We start from the raw sequence: 18661 nt of genomic DNA, 5'->3' as shown, positions 1-18661 counted from the left end.
GCGACCGCATCCCGGGGCGGTCCGGGGGTAAGCGGGGGACCACGTACAGACCTTGACGAGTGGAGGACATGATGGCCGGTGGGACCCTGCGTTCGCGTGTCGCGTCGCGCATCGGCACCCCCAGGACGCCGGGCGCCGCCGGCTCGGGACGCGAGTCCTCCGGCGAGGAGCGCCGCGATGGCGGGCGCGGTCCGCTGCGGCTGCTCGCCCGCTGTCTCGCGATGGCGCTCGCCTTCGCGTTCATGGTGGCGTTCGCCGTGGTGCTGGCGAAGCTCACCCTGCAGCCCTCCCCCGCGTCGGAGAGCCTGACGCACACCAATCTGCACCCCGGGCGGTCGCTGCGCGCCTATCTCGACCAGCCCGAACTGCGGGACGCCGTACGGCAGATCGGCGGCAATCTGCTGCTGGGCGTGCCGTTCGGCGTGCTGGTGCCCATCGTCGCCCCGCGGACCCGGGGGGTGCTGCGGGTGCTGCTGCTGACGGCGACGGTCATGCTGCTGGTGGAGTTCGCGCAGGGCGCGCTGGTGACGGGCCGCGCCTTCGACGTGGACGACGTCATCCTCAACACCTCGGGCGCGCTGATCGGTTACCTGCTGCTGGGCCGGCGCATGAGCCGTGCGGTGCACGCCCGGCGGGCCCGCGCCTGAGCCGCCCCCCCCCCCACCCCCCACCGCCCCGCCCCCGGTCCCGCCGGGCGCGGGGCGCACTCATGTCCACTGGTCCGTACCAAAGTATTGACGCCCCCTTAACTCACTCCTTAAATCAAGTGGCGACACCTTCACCCCCCACCACGGTCGACGCACCCGTCCAGCGGGGCGTCGCACGGAAGGGAGCACGATGGCCTCCCCACGGCTGATCCGCTCTGCCCTGCTCGCCGCCCTCTCGGCGGTCCTGGTCGCGGCCGCCGCGATCGCGCCCGCCCAGGCGGAACCACCCCGTGCCGCGGCCGCCGCGGTCGTCTTCTCCGACACCTTCGACGGTCCCGCGGGCGCCGCCGTCGACGGGTCGAAGTGGCAGATCGAGACCGGCGACAACGTCAACAACCACGAACGGCAGTACTACACCTCCGGCAACAAGAACGCGGCGCTGGACGGCCAGGGCCATCTCGTGATCACGGCACGGCGCGAGAACCCCGCCAACTACCAGTGCTGGTACGGCACCTGCCAGTACACCTCGGCCCGGCTGAACACCTCCGGCAAGTTCACCGCGCAGTACGGGCACGTCGAGGCCCGGATGAAGGTGCCGCGGGGGCAGGGCATGTGGCCCGCGTTCTGGATGCTCGGCACGCCGGTCAACTGGCCGGACTCGGGTGAGATCGACATCATGGAGAACGTCGGTTTCGAGCCGTCCACCGTGCACGGCACGATCCACGGTCCCGGCTACTTCGGGTCGGGCGGCATCGGCGCCGGATACACCCTGCCGAACGGGCAGGCCTTCGCGGACGCCTTCCACACCTTCGCCGTCGACTGGGCGCCGGACTCCATCACCTGGTCCGTGGACGGCAACGTCTACCAGCGGCGCACGCCGGCCGATCTCAACGGCAAGCAATGGGTGTTCAACCGGCCCTACTTCCTGATCCTCAACCTCGCGGTCGGCGGCTACTGGCCCGGCGACCCGGACGGCTCCACCGTCTTCCCGCAGCAGCTGGTCGTGGACCATGTCTCGGTGACCACGGGCGACACCCCGACCGGCGGCAACACCGTGCGCGGGCTCGCCGGCAAGTGCATGGACGTGGCGGGCGCGAACACCGCCAACGGCACCCCGGTCCAGCTCTACGACTGCAACGGCACCGCCGCCCAGCGCTGGACGTCCGGCTCGGACGGCACGCTGCGCGCGCTCGGCAAGTGCCTGGACGCCACCGGCAACGGCACCGCGGACGGCACACCGCTGCAACTGTGGGACTGCACGGGAGGCGCCAACCAGAAGTGGACCGTCTCCGCGGCGCGCGACATCGTCAATCCGCAGGCCGACAAGTGCGTGGACGCCACCGGGAACAGCTCGGCCAACGGCACGCGGCTGCAGCTGTGGACCTGCTCCGGCGGAGCCAACCAGAAGTGGACGGTGGGCTGAGCGCGAGCGGTCCCCTCAGTGGTGGTGCCAGGTGAACTTGTCGCCACCGACCCAGCGGACCACGTCCGGGTCGTCGAGGTCGTGGACCGTGATGCCGTAGAGGGCGGCGGTGGTGAGGACGTCGGTGATGGTCCTGGCCTCACAGACGATCTCACCGTCGATCTCCATGATGCGGAACGGGGGCTTGCCCGGCTGAACCCCGAGCACCATGATCCGCGGCTGTGCGATGTGCGGGCTCGCGCTTTCGGTCATGCATAGAGCGTAGGACGCCGGACGCGTCGGCGAATCCCTCGGACGCCCGGGAGGCGGAGCCCGGGCGCCCGTGGTACCTCCCTCCGCCGTCGTCGCCGTGCGGCGCCGGCGGTGCCGGGGAACCCTGGAGGAGGAGGTGCCGATGGATCCCGTGGAGGCGTTGAACCGGATCGCCTTTCTGCTGGAGCGGTCCCTGGAGCCGACGTACCGCGTCCGGGCGTTCCGAACGGCCGCCCGGGTGCTGGGTGAGCTGCCCCCGGAGGAGGTCCGGGCGCGGGCGGAGGCCGGGACGCTGGAGTCCCTGAAAGGCGTCGGCCCCAAGACGGCCGGCGTGGTGCGCGAGGCCCTGGCAGGACAGGTGCCCGCCTATCTCACCGACCTGGAGAACCGGCCCGCCGCGGGACCGCCCGAGGGGGGCCGGGAGCTTTGGGAGGCGCTGCGCGGCGACTGCCATCTGCACTCCGACTGGTCGGACGGCGGCAGCCCCATCGAGGAGATGGGGCGCACGGCGGCGGAGCTCGGGCACGAGTGGGCGGCGCTCACCGACCACTCGCCCCGGCTGACCGTCGCCCGCGGGCTGTCGGCCGGGCGGCTGCGCGAGCAGCTGGACGTGGTGGCGGAGCTGAACACCCGCTGGGCGCCGTTCCGGCTGCTCACCGGTATCGAGTGCGACATCCTCGACGACGGCTCCCTGGACCAGGAACCGGAACTGCTGGAGCGCCTCGACGTGGTCGTGGTGTCGGTGCACTCCAAGCTGCGCATGGACGCCCGCTCCATGACCCGCCGCATGATCGCGGCGGTGCGCGATCCGCACGCGGACGTCCTCGGGCACTGCACCGGCCGTCTGATCACCGGGCGGGGACGCCCCGAGTCGGAGTTCGACGCGGACGCGGTGTTCGCCGCCTGCGCCGAGTCCGGGACGGCGGTGGAGATCAACAGCCGGCCCGAGCGGCTGGACCCGCCCCGCCGGCTGCTGCGCCGGGCGGTGGCCGCGGGCACGCTGTTCTCGATCGACACCGACGCGCACGCCCCGGGACAGCTGGACTGGCAGCGGTACGGCTGTGCGCGGGCCGAGGAGTGCGGGGTGCCCGCCGAGCGGGTGGTGACCACCTGGACGGCCGACGAGCTGCTGGCGTGGACGCACGGCAAGGAGCGCTCCCGGGCGTGACGCACCTCACCGCCGCCGGCGGCACGACCAGGAACATCCCCCCATGGTTCACCGTTGAACCAGCCGTGGGTGCGGATGGGACAGTGTCCCCGGGCCTCACCATTCGCCCACAGGGAAGATCGTTCGGCTGAAGCCCTGTGGAGCCATTCGCCGAGAGGCGACCGCCATGCGCACCCACCCTCGATCGCCCCGACCGGATTCCCCCGTCCGGCCGGGGCTCTTTCCTGTGTCCGGAACCGCCGCCCCGGAGCCGCCGGCCGCCACAGACTCGCCGTGACGGCGAGCGCTTGACTTCGAGAGCACTCCCATTCGTAGCGTTCTGGACATGAGCACTGCACAGCACAAGATCGGCTCCGGCTTCGGGGCGACCAGCACCGCCGACGAGGTGCTCGCGGGCATCGACCTCACCGGGAAGCTCGCCCTCGTCACGGGCGGCTACTCCGGGATCGGCCTGGAGACCACCCGGGCCCTCACCCGGGCGGGCGCCCACGTCGTCGTCCCCGCCCGCCGCCGGTCCACCGCCGAGGAAGCGCTGACCGGGGTCACCGGCGTGGAGGTGGACGAGCTCGACCTGGCGGACCTGGACAGCGTCCGCGGCTTCGCCGAGCGGTTCCTGGCCGGCGGCCGGACCATCGACATCATGATCGACAGCGCCGGGATCATGGCCTGCCCGGAGACCCGGGTCGGACCGGGCTGGGAGGCGCAGTTCGCCACCAACCACCTCGGCCACTTCGCCCTGGTCAACCGGCTGTGGCCGGCGATCGAGCCGGGCGGCGCCCGGGTGGTGTCGGTGTCCTCGCGCGCCCACCACTACTCCGGCATCCGCTGGGACGACGTCCACTGGCGCGAGGGCTACGACAAGTGGCAGGCCTACGGCCAGGCCAAGACCGCGAACGTACTGTTCGCCGTCCAGCTCGACCGGCTCGCGGCGGACCGCGGCGTCCGGGCCTTCGCACTGCACCCCGGCGGCATCCTCACGCCCCTCCAGCGGCACCTCCCCCGCGAGGAGATGATCGCCAACGGCTGGATCGACGAGGACGGCAACGAAATCCCCCAGCCCGGCTTCAAGACGCCCGAGCAGGGCGCCGCGACCCAGGTGTGGGCGGCGACCTCCCCTCAGCTGGCGGGCCTGGGCGGCGTGTACCTGGAGGACTGCGACATCGCCGAGCCCGCCCCGGCCGACGGCGAGCGCGTCGGCGTGAAGGACTGGGCGACCGACCCCGGGCAGGCGGCCCGGCTGTGGGCCCTGTCCGCGGAGCTGACCGGGGTGGACGCCTTCGCCGGGTGAGCCGGGTGAGCCCGGTGACAGCGTGCGCGCGGGCGCACGGGGTACTCGGGCGCTCCCGTCCCCACCCTCCGGGAGGAGTCGCAGGTGAGCAGCGGACCGGAACGCAGGATCGTCGTCACCGGAGCCACCGGCAACGTCGGCACCAGCGTGGTGCGGCTCCTCTCGGAGGACCCGGAGGTCGGGTCCGTCGTGGGGCTGGCCCGCCGCAAGCCCGACGTGGGTCCGGCGAAGACCGAGTGGACGGCGGCCGACCTGGCGTCGCGGCACACGGATCTCGCGGGCGTCTTCGCGGGTGCCGACGCCGTCGTCCATCTGGCCTGGGCCTTCCAGCCGACGCACGACCCGGCGACGACCTGGCGCACCAACGTCCTGGGCAGTCTGCGCGTGTACGAGGCGGTGGCCGAGGCGAAGGTGCCCGCGCTGATCCACGCCTCGTCCGTCGGCGCGTACTCGCCGGGCCCCAAGGACCACCCCGTCGACGAGTCGTGGCCGACGCACGGCTGGCCGGACGCCGCGTACTGCCGGGAGAAGGCGTATCTGGAGCGGACGCTGGACACGTTCGAGCGGGAGCACCCCGAGGTCCGGGTCGTCCGGATGCGGCCGGCGTTCCTGTTCAAGCGGGCGTCCGCGAGCGAGCAGCGCCGTATCTTCGGCGGCCGGTTCCTGCCGGGGCCGCTGCTGCGCCCCGATCTGCTGCCGTTCCTGCCCGATGTGCCGGGGCTGCGCGTCCAGGCCCTGCACACCGACGACGCGGCCCACGCGTACCGGCTCGCCGCGCTGTCGGACGTGCGCGGCGCCTTCAACCTGGCGGCCGATCCGCCGGTCGACGCGGAGCTGCTCGGCGAGATGCTCGGCGCCCGCCCGGTCCGCCTCCCCCGGACGGCGGCCCGATCGGCGATCGCCGCGGCCTGGGGGCTGCGGCTGCTCCCGGCGTCCCCGCACCTGTTCGACGCGGTCCTCCGGGTGCCGCTGATGGACTGCTCCCGGGCCCGTACGGAACTGGGCTGGGAGCCGACCCGTACGGCGCCGGAGGTGCTGGAGGAGTTCCTGCGGGGCCTGCGCGAGGGCGCGGGCGCGGACACGGCCGGTCTGCGGGGCCGGAAGGTCGGCTGAGCATGACAGCGCGAGGGCCCCGGTCGAAGCCGACCGGGGCCCTGCCGCCATTGGCCCTGGCCTCTAGCCCGCCGACTCCTCCGGGGCCGGATGCTCCGGGTGCACCGCGCCCGTCTGGGTCTCGCCCTGCCGGCCGGTGCCGGCCTCGTCCGTCTCGGGGACGTCGTCCGACTCGGACTCGGAGGCGTCGCGGGTGGGCCCGACGGGCACCTCCCACGGGTCCTCCCCGTCGCGCGCCTGCTGGTCCGGCAGGTCCCGGGGGATCGGGTCCGGGCTCTCGCCGGGTGCCTCTCGACGGTGGTCGTCCATGGTGCGCCTCCCGCGTGTCGAACGCTGCGAGTACCGTCCCCCGGCCGGGGCAAACGTCAGCGCGGCACGGACTGCGCCCGGGCGGCGCCGGGCTCCGGCGCGGGGCCGGGGCGGCGGCCGCCGTGCGCGAAGAAGTCGGCGAGCGGCAGGATCGCGGCGCCCACGGTCACCGCGTCCGGGCCGAGCCGGCCCAGCTCGATCCCGACCTTCTCGGCCGGGTGCCGCAGCGAGTAGGACGCGGCGTGCCGGCGGACGGCGGGCAGGAAGCGGGTGCCGAGCTGGAGACCGGCCCAGCCGCCGATCAGGATGCGCTCCGGCTGGAAGAGGTTGATCAGGTCGGACAGGCCCGCGCCCACGTACTCGGCGGTCTCCTCCAGCAGGGCGAGCGCCACGGGGTCGGCCGGGCTGCCGTCGGCCGGGTAGGCGCCGGAGAGCATCACGGACAGCGCGGTCTCCTCGTCGGCGCCCTCCGGGGCCGTCCCGCCCGCCTCGTACCAGCGGGCGAGCAGCGACTCGGCGCCCGCGTACGCCTCCAGGCAGCCCAGGGCGCCGCAGCGGCAGCGCCGGCCCCTCACCCGTACCGTCAGATGGCCCCACTCGACGGCCCGGCCGTGCTCCACCTCGGGGGTGACCAGGCAGGCGCCGACGCCGGAGCCGAAGAGGACGACGAGCGCGTTCCCGGCGCCGCGCCCGGCGCCGAACCACATCTCGGCCTGGCCGAGGGTCCGGGCGCCGTTGTCGATGAAGTAGGGGACGCTGTCGGGCAGTTCCGAGCCGTCGCGGAGCAGCCGCTCCAGCGGGACGGCGTCCCAGCCGATGGTCTGGCCGTGCACCACGGCGCCGAGTGCGGGGGTGCGCTCCACGATGCCGGGGACCCCTATGCCGACGCCGAGGAGCCGCTCGGGCGCGATGGCGGCGTCCGCGAGGACCTCGGCGATGCCGTCCCGCACATGGCGGACGATGCCGTCGACCTCGTAGCGCTGCTGCTCCAGCGGGCGTTCGGCGCGGGCGAGTTCGGTGAGGGTGAGGTCGAACAGGCCGATCCGCACCCGGGTCTCGCCGACGTCGACGCCGATCATGTGGCCGCTGCCGGGGGCGACCCGCAGCAGGATGCGGGGCCGGCCGCCGTCGGAGTCGACGCTGCCGGCCTCCTCGACCAGGCCGTCCCCGATCAGCTCGGCGACGACGTTGCTGACGGAGCCGGAGCTGAGTCCGGTCGCCGGGCCGAGCTCGAACCGGCTGAGGGGGCCGTCGAAGTAGAGGCGCTGCAGTACGGCGGTACGGTTGCCGCGTCTGAGGTCCCGTACCGTGCGTCCGTTCCGCCCCGCCATGCGGCTCCCTTCCGACCTGCCGTGCCCCGCCCCGATGGATCCGCCTCCATTGTGAACCACGACGTCAGCTGCTCGGCCCGCCCCCGGTCCGCGACCCGGCTGCGGTCCGCGACCCGGCTGCGGGAAATTCGCTGGCCCCGGTCCGCTGCCCTGCCTAACCTAGGCCTGAACCTAGAGCCCCTAGGTTTTTCACCGAGCACCCCTGGAGGCTCCCATGAGGTCACTTACCGAGCAGGACATCCGCGACTCCTTCGTCAACTGCTCCAAAGGCGAGGCGAAGCGCCTGTCCGTACCGCGCGACCTGGACGAACGTCCCTGGGACGACCTCGACTTCCTCGGCTGGCGAGAGCCGGGCGCGCCCGACCGCAGCTATCTGGTGGCCGAGCGCGGAGGCCGGCCGGTGGGCATCTCGCTGCGCTTCCCGTCGCAGCAGCGCGGCTTCACGCACCGCAGCCTGTGCTCGCTGTGCCTGACGACGCACCCGGGCGGCGGCGTGTCGCTGATGACGGCCCGCAAGGCCGGGCCCGCCGGGCGCGAGGGCAACTCGGTCGGCCTGTACATGTGCACCGATCTGGCCTGTTCGCTCTATCTGCGGGGCAAGAAGGTCCCCACGTCGGGCGGGCGGTTCGAGGAGAGCCTGACCCTGGAGGAGCAGATCGCCCGCACCACCGGGAATCTGCACGCCTTCCTCGACAAGCTGGGCGCCTGAGGGCCCGCCCCTCCCCCACCGTGAACCCGCCCTGAACCCGTTCGGCCGACCGCCGGGGCGGGTGTCGGCGATCACCGGCCCCGCCTCTTGCTGTGGCGCGGTGGCTGCGACCACCCTGGGGTTTCTTGCGGATCATCATGTTCCGCAAGCGGTGTGCGGGGACGGTGGAAGGGGAACAGCCCAAGGATGCGTGAGGCACGTGAGGGGCAGTGGTCCCGCGAGCGACTGGCCAAGGTGCTCCGGGACCCGGTGGTGGTGCAGACGCTGCGGTCGGCGGCCGCGGCGACGATCGCGTACGTCATCGCGCTGCGCCTGAGCCCCGAGGCGGCGCCGCTGACCGCCCCCCTGACGGCGCTGCTGGTCGTGCAGGTCACCTTCTACGCCACGCTCACCAACGGCATCCGGCGGGTGAACTCCGTCGTGGCCGGCGTGCTGGTGGCCATCGCGTTCAGCCTTCTGGTCGGTCTGACCTGGTGGAGCCTCGGCCTGCTGATCGTGGCGGCGCTGGGCGTCGGGCATCTGGTGCGGGTCCACGAGTACGTCCCCGAGGTCGCGATCAGCGCGATGCTGGTCCTCGGCGTCACGTCCGTCGGCGACGTGGCCTGGGCCCGGGTCCTGGAGACCCTGATCGGCGCCGTGGTCGGCCTCGGTTTCAATCTGCTGCTCGCGCCGCCCGTCTGGGTGGACGAGGCCGGCGAGTCCCTGGGGGATCTGGCCCGGCGGCTGCGGCAGTTGATGCTGCGCATCGGCGAGGAGGCGGCCGGCCGGCAGCCGTACGAGCAGGCGGCGGCCCGGCTGCACGAGGCGCGCCGGCTCGACCACGACATCATCGAGGTGGACGCGGCCCTCCGGCAGGCCGAGGACAGCCTGCGCCTGAACCCGCGGGTCCGAGAGGGACTGCTGCACCGGGTGGTCCTGCGCACGGGTCTCGACACCCTGGAGATCTGCACGGTGGTGCTGCGGGTGCTCGCGCGCAGCCTGACCGACCTCGCCAAGGACCGTGAGCCCGACTCGCTGTTCGAGAAGGAGACGGGCGCCGTCCTCGACCAGTTGCTCTCCGAGATCGCCGACGCGGTGGTCAGCTTCTCGGTGCTGGTCACCACCCATGTGAGCAGCAACGCCGACGCGGCCGAGTCCCGGCTGTCCACGGAGCTGCGCACGGCGGCCGGCACCCGCGACCGGCTCGCCCCGCTGCTGCACGAGGAGGCGCAGCGCCGCCCGGAGCACTGGCAGCTGTACGGCGCCGTCCTGACCGAGGTGAACCGGATCATCGACGAGATGAACACCGAGCACCGCTCGCGCCGGCTCCTGGAGGAGCTGGACCGGGTCTCGCAGGAGCAGCGCGCCAGGATGCCGCGGCTGACCCGGATCCGTGAACGCATGGGAATCCAGGAGAAGCTGTGGAGCCGTACGGGGGTCAGCGGGCGCTCGCGTTAGCCGTGGGGTTTCCGTGACGCGCGCGACGGCCGGTACCGTCCTTGCGCCGGGCGGGTGCCGACCGCCAAGGTGGTCTGGACCACGACGACCGACGGACCTGAGGTGGACATGGGCACGGGTGGGCTGAGCAGGCGCGGATTCGTGGGGGTGCTCGCGGGGACGGCCGCCGGCGCGGCACTGCCGGCGGTCACGGGCTGCGACGGTACGCCCGCTCCCGCGGACACTCCGGCCGGGCGGGCGTCCACGCCCGGGCCGCGTCCCAGTCCCCAGGGTGAGAGCCGGGCGCCCTCCGGGCCGCGCCCCCTGTACCTCGGCACCTACACCTCGGCCGACGGCGGCGGGCAGGGCATCGGTGTCGCCACGTACGACCCGGTCACGGGCCGGGTGTCGGGCGACGGGACGATCACGGGCGTCCCGGATCCGTCGTATCTGGCCGTCCATCCGGACGGGCGGACGCTGTACGCGGTGAACGAGCGCGACGACGGTGCCGTGACCGCCGTCCGGCCGGCCGACCGGAAGGTGCTGGGGAGCCGGAGCACCGGCGGTTCGGCGCCCTGCCATCTGTCGGTGCATCCGAGCGGGCGCTGGCTGCTCAGCGCCAACTACGGCACGGGCAGCGTGGCCGTGCACCCGATCGAGGCGTCCGGCGCGCTCGGGGAGCGCAGCGATCTCGTGACGCACTCCGCGCCGCCGCCCGGTCCGGACCAGGACGGCCCGCACGCCCACCAGATCGTCACCAGCCCCGACGGCGGCCATGTGCTCGCCGTCGACCTGGGCACGGACACCGTGTACACGTATCGCCTCGACACGAAGGCCGGGAAGCTCACCGAGGTCTCCCGGGCGCGGGCCGCGTCCGGTGCGGGGCCGCGCCATCTGACGTTCCACCCGGACGGGCGGTACGCCTATCTGGCGAACGAGATCGACAACACCGTGGCGGTCTGCTCGTACGACCCGGAGACGGGGCGCCTGACGATCGGCCCGGGGCAGGCCACGGGATCGGGGTCGGGCACCAACTACCCGGCGCAGCTCGCCGTCGCGCCGGACGGACGGCACGCGTGGCTGGCCAACCGGGGGCACGACAGCCTCGCGCGCTACGCGGTGGAGGAGGACGGCGCCCGGCTGCGTCTGCTCGGCACGGTGCCGGTCGCCGGCGACTTCCCGCGGCAGATCGCGCTGTCCCCGGACGGCAACCTGCTGTTCGCGGCGAACCAGAAGTCGGGTGCCCTCGCCGTCTTCCATGTCGACGCGGCCAACGGCGGTCTGCGGCTCGCGGGTGAGCCGTTCGCGTCACCCGTCGCCGTGTGCGCGCTGCCGCTGTAGCGTCCGCGGGCAGCCGCCGGCGGCCTGGGCGAGCAGGGCGTGGACCCGTTCGGTGAGCTGGGCGAGGTCGTCGGCGGGCCGGTGGAAGGTCAGCCGTACGTCGCCGTGGGTACGGGCGCGTTCGATCCGCAGGGTGAGACCGTGCCGGTCGACGGCCAGGGGCTGCACCCGGACCGCGCCGTGCAGGCTGCCGGGGTCGACGAGCCGGGTGAGGCGCTCGACGGCGTCCGGGTGGCAGTCGGCGAGATGGGTGAGCAGCCGGGCCTCCGCCTCGGCCAGCGGGTCGGGCCGGGCCTCGGCGAAGTCGGCGAGGTCGACGACCACGGGTCCGGAGGGCCGGCGCAGCACCACCCGGGCGGGCCGGAAGGCCAGTTCGTCCCCCTCGGGCGTGAACCAGCCGGACAGCCAGAGCCGGGCGCGGATCCGGCCGCGTACGGGCACGGGGGCGACGTCGGCGAACTCCAGGACGGCGGAGGGCTCTCCGCGCGGCGCGCAGAGCGCGGCCGTGCGCAGGGCGCTGTCCTCCGGCACGGCCAGCAGCAGCCGGCCGTCGTCGGTCACCCGGTGCGCGCCGACGAACTCCTCCCGGCAGGCCTCCGCGGTCACCGCGCAGGACCACGCGGCGGCGAGCACCGAGCGGGCCTGTTGCGCCGCGGACGGTGCGGCCGTCCAGGTCTGGCTGTCACCCATCCCCAACCTCCTCTTAGGTAAGCCTTGCCTAACCTATCGGAGATCGGGCCGCCCGCCAACCGGCCCCGCCCGGCCAGGTGTCCGGTTTCCCGCGAGGTCAGGAGGCGAGAACCCCCAGCAGGGCGCGGACGCACAGGTCCCGCACCTGCTCCCGGGTCAGATCGTCGCGCCGCAGCCACTCCAGGCAGACGGCCGTGGTGAACGCCAGCCAGCCGCGCACGGCGAGGCGGACCTCCGGGCGTTCCCCTGCGGGGCCGAACTCGGGATCGGCCGCCAGCGCCTGAAGGATCTGCTTCTCCTGCGCGGCCAGGGCTCGCCGGTAGACGGTGCGCACGGCCTGGTCGCCGGCCGCGTCGGCGCGGTGGAAGGCGCGGTAGCCGTGGGCGTGGGCCTCGACGTAGCCGAGGAACGTGTCGAGGCTGGCCGCCAGTTGCTCGCGCACCGGGACGCCGGGCTCGGCCGCCGTCATCCGCAGCATGCGCTCGCTCTCCCGCTCGACGACGGCCGCGAAGAAGTCACGCTTCGTCGGGAAGTAGTGGTACAGCAGCCCGCGCGAGACGCCGGCGATCTCCGCCACCTGCTCGATCCGCACCTCGTCGTACGGGTGCTCCGAGAACAGCCGGGCGCCGACGGCGAGGAGCTGGGCCCGCCGCTCCTCGGTGCCGAGCCGGCGGCGTGCGCGCTCCCCCTGATTCCCGGCCATGCGCGCACCTTACTTGACGGGCCTTCCGCGGCGGGCCCAGACTGAGGCGCGCTATTGAACTCACGTACAACGAGCCTCAACTGCCGCCCCACCGAGGGAGATCGCGTCATGGCGGAGACGACGACCGGCACCGGTCTGCCGAAGGGGTTCCGCAGTGCCGAGCAGGGCTGGCCGGAGCTTGAACGCATACCCCACCCGCCGTACCGGGTCCCGCTGCTCGGCGACGTCGTGGGCGCGAGCCGGCACACCCCGCTGCAGGACTCGCTGCGTCTCGCCCGCCGGCTCGGGCCGATCTTCCGGCGCCGGGCGCTCGGCAAGGAGTTCGTTTTCGTCGCGGGCGCGGCGCTCGCAGCCGACCTGGCGGACGAGTCCCGTTTCGCCAAGCACGTCGGCCTGGGCATCGCCAACCTGCGGCCGGTCGCCGGGGACGGGCTGTTCACGGCGTACAACCACGAGCCGAACTGGCAGCTCGCCCACGACGTCCTGGCACCGGGGTTCAGCCGGGAGGCCATGGCGGGCTACCACCCGATGATGCTCGACGTGGCCGCCCGGCTGATGGAGCACTGGGACCGGGCGCGGGACGCCGGACGGCCGGTCGACGTGCCCGGCGACATGACCAAGCTGACCCTTGAGACGATAGCCCGCACCGGGTTCGGCCATGACTTCGGCTCCTTCGAGCGGACCCGGCCGCATCCCTTCGTGACCGCGATGGTCGGCACCCTCACCCACGCCCAGCGGCTGAACGCCGTACCGGTGCCGTTCCTCATGCGGCGGGCCGCGCGGCGCAACGACGCCGACATCGCGTATCTGAACCGCACGGTCGACGATCTGATCCGCGCACGCCGCGAGAGCGGGGCGGGCGACGGGGACCTGCTGGACCGCATGCTCGCGACCGCGCACCCCGAGACAGGCGAACGGCTCTCCGCGCTCAACGTCCGCCGCCAGGTGATCACCTTCCTCGTGGCCGGTCACGAGACCACCTCGGGCGCGCTCTCCTTCGCCCTGCACTACCTGGCCCGGCACCCCGGCATCGCCGCGCGCGCCCGCGCCGAGGTGGACCGCGTCTGGGGCGGCACGGAGGCGCCCGGGTACGACCAGGTGGCGCGGTTGCGTCTGGTGCGCCGGGTGCTGGACGAGGCGCTACGGCTGTGGCCGACGGCGCCGGCGTTCGCCCGGGAGGCCCGCGAGGACACCGTGCTCGGCGGGACGCATCCGATGCGGCGGGGGGCCTGGGCGCTGGTGCTGACGCCGATGGTCCACCGCGACCCGGAGGTGTGGGGCGCGGACGCGGAGCGCTTCGACCCGGACAGGTTCGCCCCGCAGGCGGTGCGATCGCGGGCGCCGCACACCTTCAAGCCGTTCGGGACGGGCGCGCGGGCGTGCATCGGACGGCAGTTCGCGCTGCACGAGGCGACGCTGGTGCTGGGCCTGCTGCTGCGCCGGTACGACTTCCACGGCGAGCCCGGGTACCGGCTGCGGGTCACGGAGCGGCTGACGCTGATGCCGGAGGGGCTGCGGCTGCAACTGGAGCGGCGGACGGCCACGCCCGCACCCTCACCCGCCGATGCGGGGGCCGTCGAGGAGCCGGGGTCAGCCCTGCGCTGTCCAGTGCGCGGGGCGGGTGACTGAGCCGGGCAGCCGGGTCCCTGCACTCCCCCGGGCCGCGTTCACCTGCGGCTGGGTCAGGAAGAAGGCGTCCGTCAGATCGGCGTCGGTGAGATCGGTGTCGCGCAGGTCCGCGCCGATGAGGTCCGCACCCCGCAGATCGGCGCCGGTCAGGTCGGCCGCGATGAGGAAGGCGCCGCGCAGGTCTGCACCGCGCAGATCGGCGCCCCTGAGGCGGGCGCCCATCAGGTCGGCGCCCCGGCGGTTCTTCCCGCGTCCGCGCACCCCCGCGCGGGCCAGCTCGCTGGTGCGCAGCAGCAGGACGTTGACCTGCTGCCGGTGGGCCGCGACATCGAGCGCGGCCAGTTCGTCCGGGGTGCCCCGGGTGAGCTTCTCGGTCGTCTCCAGGAGCGCCCGCAGGTCGGTGCGCAGCGGGCGGGCGGCGGGCAGGGACAGCGCCTCGGTGAGGTACCGGAGCAGTTCGTGCAGCTGGCGGACGACGGGGAACACCTCGGACATCCGCCGGACGCGGCCGGCCGGGCCCGTGCGCCAGTCCTCCCCGCCGAAGGTGACCTGGGAGACCTTCTGGCCGGCGCCGAAGCAGTCGTAGACCGTGCACCCGGTGAAGCCCGTGTCCCGCAGCCGGGCGTGGATGCCGCAGCGGTGGTCCTCGCGGAGGTTGCGGCAGGGTGTCCCGGCGGCCTTGTCCACGGCGAAGTCCGCGGAGGCGGAGAAGGGCAGCGCGACACAGCACAGCCCGAAGCAGTTGGCGCAGTCGCCGCGCAGGTCGGCGAGGGCACCGGAGGGTTCTTGCATGCCGCCCAGCCTAATCGCCACACCGAAACGGCCGGCGCGTCGCCGGGTCGTACTCACCGATGCCCCTCCGACTCGGCACCGCCCGGCTGACGTTGCCGCCGTGGACCGAGCCGGGCATCGCCGCCCATCGCACGCTCGTCGCCGAGCGGGGTGCCGGGACACTGTCGCGAACCGGTGTGGCGCGCGCGGTCCCTGCCGAAGGACGGTGTCAGCCGCGAGGGAAGAGTTCGAAGGCCACCGCCGGGCGGCCGCCGAAGCGCTCCCCCGTCGCGGTGGCGTTCGCGGTGAGGAAGCGGCGGGCGTAGGTCTCCGGGTCCTCGTCCGTCAGCGCCTCGATATAGGCGCGGTGCTCGAGCAGGGAGCGCACCGCGCGGTCGAGCCCCGCGGAGGCGTCCACCGCGTGCGTCGGGGAGCTGGAGCCCGCGACGGCGACCCAGCGGACGCCGTCCCAGGGGTCGAGGCCCCGCTCGGTGAGCTCGGGGAAGATCCAGCGGTTGCCCGCGTCGCCCGCCGCGTCCAGGGTGGCCCGGCCGACCGCCACATGGTCCGGTGTGTTCCAGGCGACGCCGCCCCAGGTGTCCCGGTGGTTGAGGGTGATGACCAGCTCGGGCCGGTGGCGGCGGATCGCGGCGGCGATGTCGCGGCGCAGCGCGGTGCCGTACTCGATCACGCCGTCCTTGTGGTCCAGGAACTCGACCGCCGAGACGCCCACGACCGCCGCGCTCGCCCGCTGCTCGCGCTCGCGCAGCGCGCCGCACTTCTCCGGCTCCAGGGTGTCGATGCCGGCCTCGCCGCGGGTCGCGAGGACGTAGGCGACCTCACGGCCCGCGTCGGTCCAGGCGGCGACGGCCGCGGAGCATCCGTACTCCAGGTCGTCCGGGTGGGCGACGACGGCGAGGGCCCGCTGCCAGTCCTCCGGCATCGGCTCCAGCTGAGGGGGCGTCGGCTCGGTCATGCCCGCACCCTAACCCGGGGGCGGCGCCTCACGCCTCGTCACGGGCGAGGGCGAGCAGCCGGTCCAGTACCCGGGGGCCGCCGGCGCGGACGCCGTCGTGCTCGAACTCGTCGGTGACCCAGGTGCGCAGTCCGCGGATGGCGCGGGCGGTGGCCAGGGAGTGCGCGGTGTCGACGTACATGTCGTCGTGGTAGACGGCCGCCGCGACCGGCACCTCGTTGACGGCGAGGCGCGCCGGGTCGTACAGGGGCGTCCAGTCGGTGCGGGCGGCGAGGATCTCGGCGGTCTCGCGCAGCGGGCGCAGCGCCGGGTCGCAGTCGAACATCCAGGGGTGGATCGTTTCGCCGGTGAAGAGCAGCGGCCCGTCGCCGGCGAGCGTCTTCGCCGCGTCGAACTGCGGGAACTCGACGCGCACCCGCTCGGCGGCCCAGGCGGTGGGCCGGGTGTCCTGGCCGTAGATCGCCTCGTGGACGAGCGCGTACAGCGGATGCCCGGCGTACGACAGCAGGCCCTGCACCTCCTCCTGGAACGCGTCGGAGAGGACGGTCCCGGCCGGGGTGCGGACGAAGGCGTCCTCCAGAAGGTAGTGCAGCCGGTGGCTGCCCTCGCTGCCGCCGAGGAGGATGCCGAGCGACTGGAAGGCCTCGGCGGTCAGCCGGTAGCCGTTGGGCAGGACGACGTCGTGGGCGAGGAGGTGGTCGGCGATCCGGCGGGCGCGCTCGACGTCCTGCGGGTAGCGGGCGTAGTGCGCGGCGACCTTGCGCTCGATGCGCGGGTAGGCGGCCCGGTACACGTCGTCGGCGTGCGCGTCCAGGGACGGCAGCCCGCCGGTGATGACGGCGGCGGTCAGCCCCTCGGGAGCGGTGGACAGATAGTTGACCGTGCAGAAGCCGCCGAAGCTCTGGCCGAGGACGGTCCAGGGGGCGCCGCCGGTGACCTCCCGGCGGATCAGCTCGCAGTCGCGGACGATCGCGTCGGAGCGGAAGTGCGTGAGGTAGTAGGCCTGTTCGGCGGGGCCGCCGCGCAGCGGGAGGGTCTGGCGGTTGGCGGGCGTGGAGTGCCCGGTGCCGCGCTGGTCCAGCAGCAGGACCCGGAAGTCCTTGAGCGCGCGGCCGAGCCAGGCGCTCTTGCCGACGAAACGGTTCGCTCCGAAGCCGGGGCCGCCCTGGAGGTAGACCAGCCAGGGGAGGTCCTGGTGCGCCTTGTCCCCGGCGACGACCTCCCGGGCGAAGAGCTCGATCGTCTCCCCCGTGGGGTGCGCGTGGTCGAGCGGCACGGTGAAGCGTCGGTCGGTGAGGACGACGCCGGGCTGGCGGTAGCTGACGGACAACGGTGCTCCCGGTACGGAGGTTTTTTCGGGCGCGTCCCAGTTCAGCACATGTTCGTCCGGCAACCGAGCCCTGGGATCATGAAATCGTACTGAACGACGGATCAGCGGGCGGCGAGCGAGGACCGGCGGACGACGAGTTCCGGCTGGAGGACGACCCGGCGGTGCTCGTGCGTCCGGGCGCCGGTCTGCGCCTCGGTCTCCTCCAGCAGCATCTCCGCGGCCAGCGTGCCCATGGTGACGGCGGGCTGCCGTACGGAGGTCAGCGGGACGGCCGCGGCGGCGGCGAACTCGATGTCGTCGTAGCCGACGATGGCGAGGTCGTCCGGGACGCCGACGCCCGCCGCGTACATCGCCTGGAGCACGCCGAGGGCGAGCAGGTCGTTGGCGCAGAACACGGCGGTGGGCCGTTCGGCGAGGCCGAGCAGGCGGGCTCCCGCGTCCCGGCCGGCGGCGACGTCGAGCCGCTCGGTGGGCAGCTCGCGCAGATGCCCGGGGCCGAGGCCGGCCTCCTCCAGCGCGTTCAGGGCGCCGGTGCGGCGGTCGCGGACCTGGGTGAGGCCGGGCGGGCCGCTGACGTAGGCGATGGAGCGGTGCCCGGCGTCCACGAGATGACGGACGGCGAGCGCCCCGCCCGCGACGTCGTCCACGGAGACCGAGCACTCGGTGGTGCCCTCGGCGACCCGGTCGACGAGGACGAAGGGGATGTCGTGCCGCCGGAACGCCTCGATGTTGCGGCCGGTGGCGTCGGCCGGGGTGAGCAGCACGCCCCGCACCCGCTGCTCGGCGAAGAGGGACAGGTAGTCGGCCTCCTCGCTCGCGCTCTGCGCGCTGTTGCAGACCATCACGCCGAGCCCGGCGTCGCGTGCCGTCCGCTCGGCGCCGCGCGCCACGTCGACGAAGAAGGGGTTGCCCATGTCGAGGACGAGCAGGGCCATGATCCGGCTGCGGCCCGCGCGCAGCTGGCGGGCGGACTCGCTGCGGACGTAGCCGAGGCGGTCTATCGCGGACTGCACCCGCGCCCGGGTCTCGGTCGCGACCGACTCCGGGCGGTTGATCACGTTGGAGACCGTGCCGACGGACACTCCGGCGGCGCGGGCGACGTCCTTGATACCCACCGACTGGGCCATCGGGCAGGAACCTCCAGAAAGACGGGACACGACAGGGGCGGCGGGAAGGGTCCTCACATTACCGTCATGCCGCCCACGACGACGGTGGGCGGGCGGGCGGCCGGAGACCGGTCCGGCTCAGGCCAGATGGAAGACCTCGGTGAGCGGTCTCATGGCCTCGTCGGGCCGGGCGCCGTCCAGCGACTCGAAGAACGGCGCCATCTCCGCCTGCCAGCGGGCGTTGACGTCGGTGGCCTCCATCCCGGCCACGGCCGCCGAGAAGTCTTCGGTCTCCAGATAGCCGACGAGCAGGCCGTCGTCCCGCAGGAAGAGCGAGTAGTTGCGCCAGCCGGTGGCCGAGAGGGCGGCGCGCATCTCCGGCCACACCCAGGCGTGCCGCTGGCGGTACTCGTCGAGACGGTCCGCCCGGACCTTGAGCAGGAAACACACGCGCTGCAT

Annotated in this window: 19 protein-coding genes; 9 read left to right on the top strand and 10 right to left on the bottom strand. The window is 73.7% G+C overall.

Going from position 1 to position 18661, the window contains the following annotated elements; genetic code table 11:
• Nucleotides 1–71: 71 nt before the first annotated feature.
• Nucleotides 72–647 (top strand): VanZ family protein, encoded by a 576-nt coding sequence (locus DC008_RS31365; RefSeq protein ID WP_108709876.1) that lies wholly within the window; start codon nucleotides 72–74, stop codon nucleotides 645–647.
• A 190-nt stretch (nucleotides 648–837) separates the two neighbouring features.
• Nucleotides 838–2070, top strand: coding sequence for a ricin-type beta-trefoil lectin domain protein (locus DC008_RS31360; RefSeq protein WP_108709875.1), 1233 nt, complete (start codon nucleotides 838–840; stop codon nucleotides 2068–2070).
• Between the two features lie 15 nt (nucleotides 2071–2085).
• On the opposite strand, the gene DC008_RS31355 is transcribed toward DC008_RS31360, so the two are convergent.
• Complete coding sequence (locus DC008_RS31355) at nucleotides 2086–2322, bottom strand: hypothetical protein (RefSeq protein WP_108709874.1); 237 nt, start codon at nucleotides 2320–2322, stop codon at nucleotides 2086–2088.
• Nucleotides 2323–2464: 142 nt separating this feature from the next.
• Here DC008_RS31355 and DC008_RS31350 point away from each other — a divergent pair, with 142 nt between their 5' ends.
• From DC008_RS31350 to DC008_RS31340, 3 genes are all read left to right on the top strand, one after another.
• The gene (locus tag DC008_RS31350) at nucleotides 2465–3490 is read left to right on the top strand and encodes a PHP domain-containing protein (protein WP_108710952.1); all 1026 of its coding nucleotides are present in this window, start codon (nucleotides 2465–2467) and stop codon (nucleotides 3488–3490) included.
• 325 nt (nucleotides 3491–3815) lie between these two features.
• Entirely contained in the window at nucleotides 3816–4778 is a 963-nt protein-coding gene (locus DC008_RS31345; protein WP_108709873.1) for an SDR family NAD(P)-dependent oxidoreductase, read from the top strand.
• Nucleotides 4779–4862: 84 nt separating this feature from the next.
• The gene (locus DC008_RS31340; protein ID WP_108709872.1) at nucleotides 4863–5891 is read left to right on the top strand and encodes an SDR family oxidoreductase; all 1029 of its coding nucleotides are present in this window, start codon (nucleotides 4863–4865) and stop codon (nucleotides 5889–5891) included.
• 63 nt (nucleotides 5892–5954) lie between these two features.
• Here the strand turns inward: DC008_RS31340 and DC008_RS31335 are convergent, their stop codons facing one another.
• Together DC008_RS31335 and DC008_RS31330 are read right to left on the bottom strand one after the other, a co-directional pair.
• Nucleotides 5955–6200: a hypothetical protein gene (locus tag DC008_RS31335; protein ID WP_055618853.1), complete on the bottom strand. Its 246-nt coding sequence runs from the start codon at nucleotides 6198–6200 to the stop codon at nucleotides 5955–5957.
• Nucleotides 6201–6256: 56 nt separating this feature from the next.
• The gene (locus DC008_RS31330; protein ID WP_108709871.1) at nucleotides 6257–7531 is read right to left on the bottom strand and encodes an ROK family transcriptional regulator; all 1275 of its coding nucleotides are present in this window, start codon (nucleotides 7529–7531) and stop codon (nucleotides 6257–6259) included.
• A 214-nt stretch (nucleotides 7532–7745) separates the two neighbouring features.
• On the opposite strand from DC008_RS31330, the gene DC008_RS31325 reads away from it, so the two are divergent.
• The 3 genes from DC008_RS31325 to DC008_RS31315 all read left to right on the top strand — a co-directional run bounded on the left by DC008_RS31325 (nucleotide 7746) and on the right by DC008_RS31315 (nucleotide 10997).
• Entirely contained in the window at nucleotides 7746–8240 is a 495-nt protein-coding gene (locus DC008_RS31325) for an FBP domain-containing protein (protein WP_108709870.1), read from the top strand.
• Between the two features lie 186 nt (nucleotides 8241–8426).
• The gene (locus DC008_RS31320; protein ID WP_208646037.1) at nucleotides 8427–9677 is read left to right on the top strand and encodes an FUSC family protein; all 1251 of its coding nucleotides are present in this window, start codon (nucleotides 8427–8429) and stop codon (nucleotides 9675–9677) included.
• Between the two features lie 108 nt (nucleotides 9678–9785).
• Nucleotides 9786–10997 carry a lactonase family protein gene (locus DC008_RS31315; RefSeq protein WP_108710950.1) on the top strand — a complete coding sequence of 404 codons (1212 nt, stop codon included), beginning with the start codon at nucleotides 9786–9788 and terminating at the stop codon, nucleotides 10995–10997.
• On the opposite strand, the gene DC008_RS31310 is transcribed toward DC008_RS31315, so the two are convergent.
• Together DC008_RS31310 and DC008_RS31305 are read right to left on the bottom strand one after the other, a co-directional pair.
• Nucleotides 10965–11687 (bottom strand): DUF2470 domain-containing protein, encoded by a 723-nt coding sequence (locus DC008_RS31310; protein WP_108709869.1) that lies wholly within the window; start codon nucleotides 11685–11687, stop codon nucleotides 10965–10967. The two genes, DC008_RS31315 and DC008_RS31310, sit on opposite strands and share 33 nt — an antisense overlap.
• A gap of 97 nt (nucleotides 11688–11784) precedes the next feature.
• On the bottom strand, nucleotides 11785–12390 hold the full coding sequence (locus DC008_RS31305) for a TetR/AcrR family transcriptional regulator (protein WP_108709868.1): 606 nt from the start codon (nucleotides 12388–12390) through the stop codon (nucleotides 11785–11787).
• A 108-nt stretch (nucleotides 12391–12498) separates the two neighbouring features.
• Here DC008_RS31305 and DC008_RS31300 point away from each other — a divergent pair, with 108 nt between their 5' ends.
• Nucleotides 12499–14019 (top strand): cytochrome P450, encoded by a 1521-nt coding sequence (locus DC008_RS31300; RefSeq protein WP_108709867.1) that lies wholly within the window; start codon nucleotides 12499–12501, stop codon nucleotides 14017–14019.
• Here DC008_RS31300 and DC008_RS31295 read toward each other — a convergent pair.
• The 5 genes from DC008_RS31295 to DC008_RS31275 all read right to left on the bottom strand — a co-directional run bounded on the left by DC008_RS31295 (nucleotide 13981) and on the right by DC008_RS31275 (nucleotide 18661).
• The gene (locus tag DC008_RS31295; protein ID WP_108709866.1) at nucleotides 13981–14811 is read right to left on the bottom strand and encodes a pentapeptide repeat-containing protein; all 831 of its coding nucleotides are present in this window, start codon (nucleotides 14809–14811) and stop codon (nucleotides 13981–13983) included. The genes DC008_RS31300 and DC008_RS31295 overlap by 39 nt on opposite strands.
• A gap of 208 nt (nucleotides 14812–15019) precedes the next feature.
• A complete protein-coding gene (locus tag DC008_RS31290; RefSeq protein ID WP_108709865.1) occupies nucleotides 15020–15766 on the bottom strand; it encodes a PIG-L deacetylase family protein in 747 nt (248 codons plus the stop codon).
• 28 nt (nucleotides 15767–15794) lie between these two features.
• A complete protein-coding gene (locus DC008_RS31285; protein ID WP_108709864.1) occupies nucleotides 15795–17096 on the bottom strand; it encodes an alpha/beta fold hydrolase in 1302 nt (433 codons plus the stop codon).
• Between the two features lie 101 nt (nucleotides 17097–17197).
• Entirely contained in the window at nucleotides 17198–18223 is a 1026-nt protein-coding gene (locus DC008_RS31280) for a LacI family DNA-binding transcriptional regulator (protein ID WP_108709863.1), read from the bottom strand.
• Nucleotides 18224–18340: 117 nt separating this feature from the next.
• Complete coding sequence (locus DC008_RS31275; protein WP_108709862.1) at nucleotides 18341–18661, bottom strand: L-rhamnose mutarotase; 321 nt, start codon at nucleotides 18659–18661, stop codon at nucleotides 18341–18343.

The organism is Streptomyces nigra (assembly GCF_003074055.1).
GTDB classification, from domain to species: Bacteria; Actinomycetota; Actinomycetes; order Streptomycetales; family Streptomycetaceae; genus Streptomyces; species Streptomyces nigra.
The sequence above is the reverse complement of the archived record's forward strand: the minus strand, read 5'-3'. Positions and strand labels throughout refer to the sequence as shown.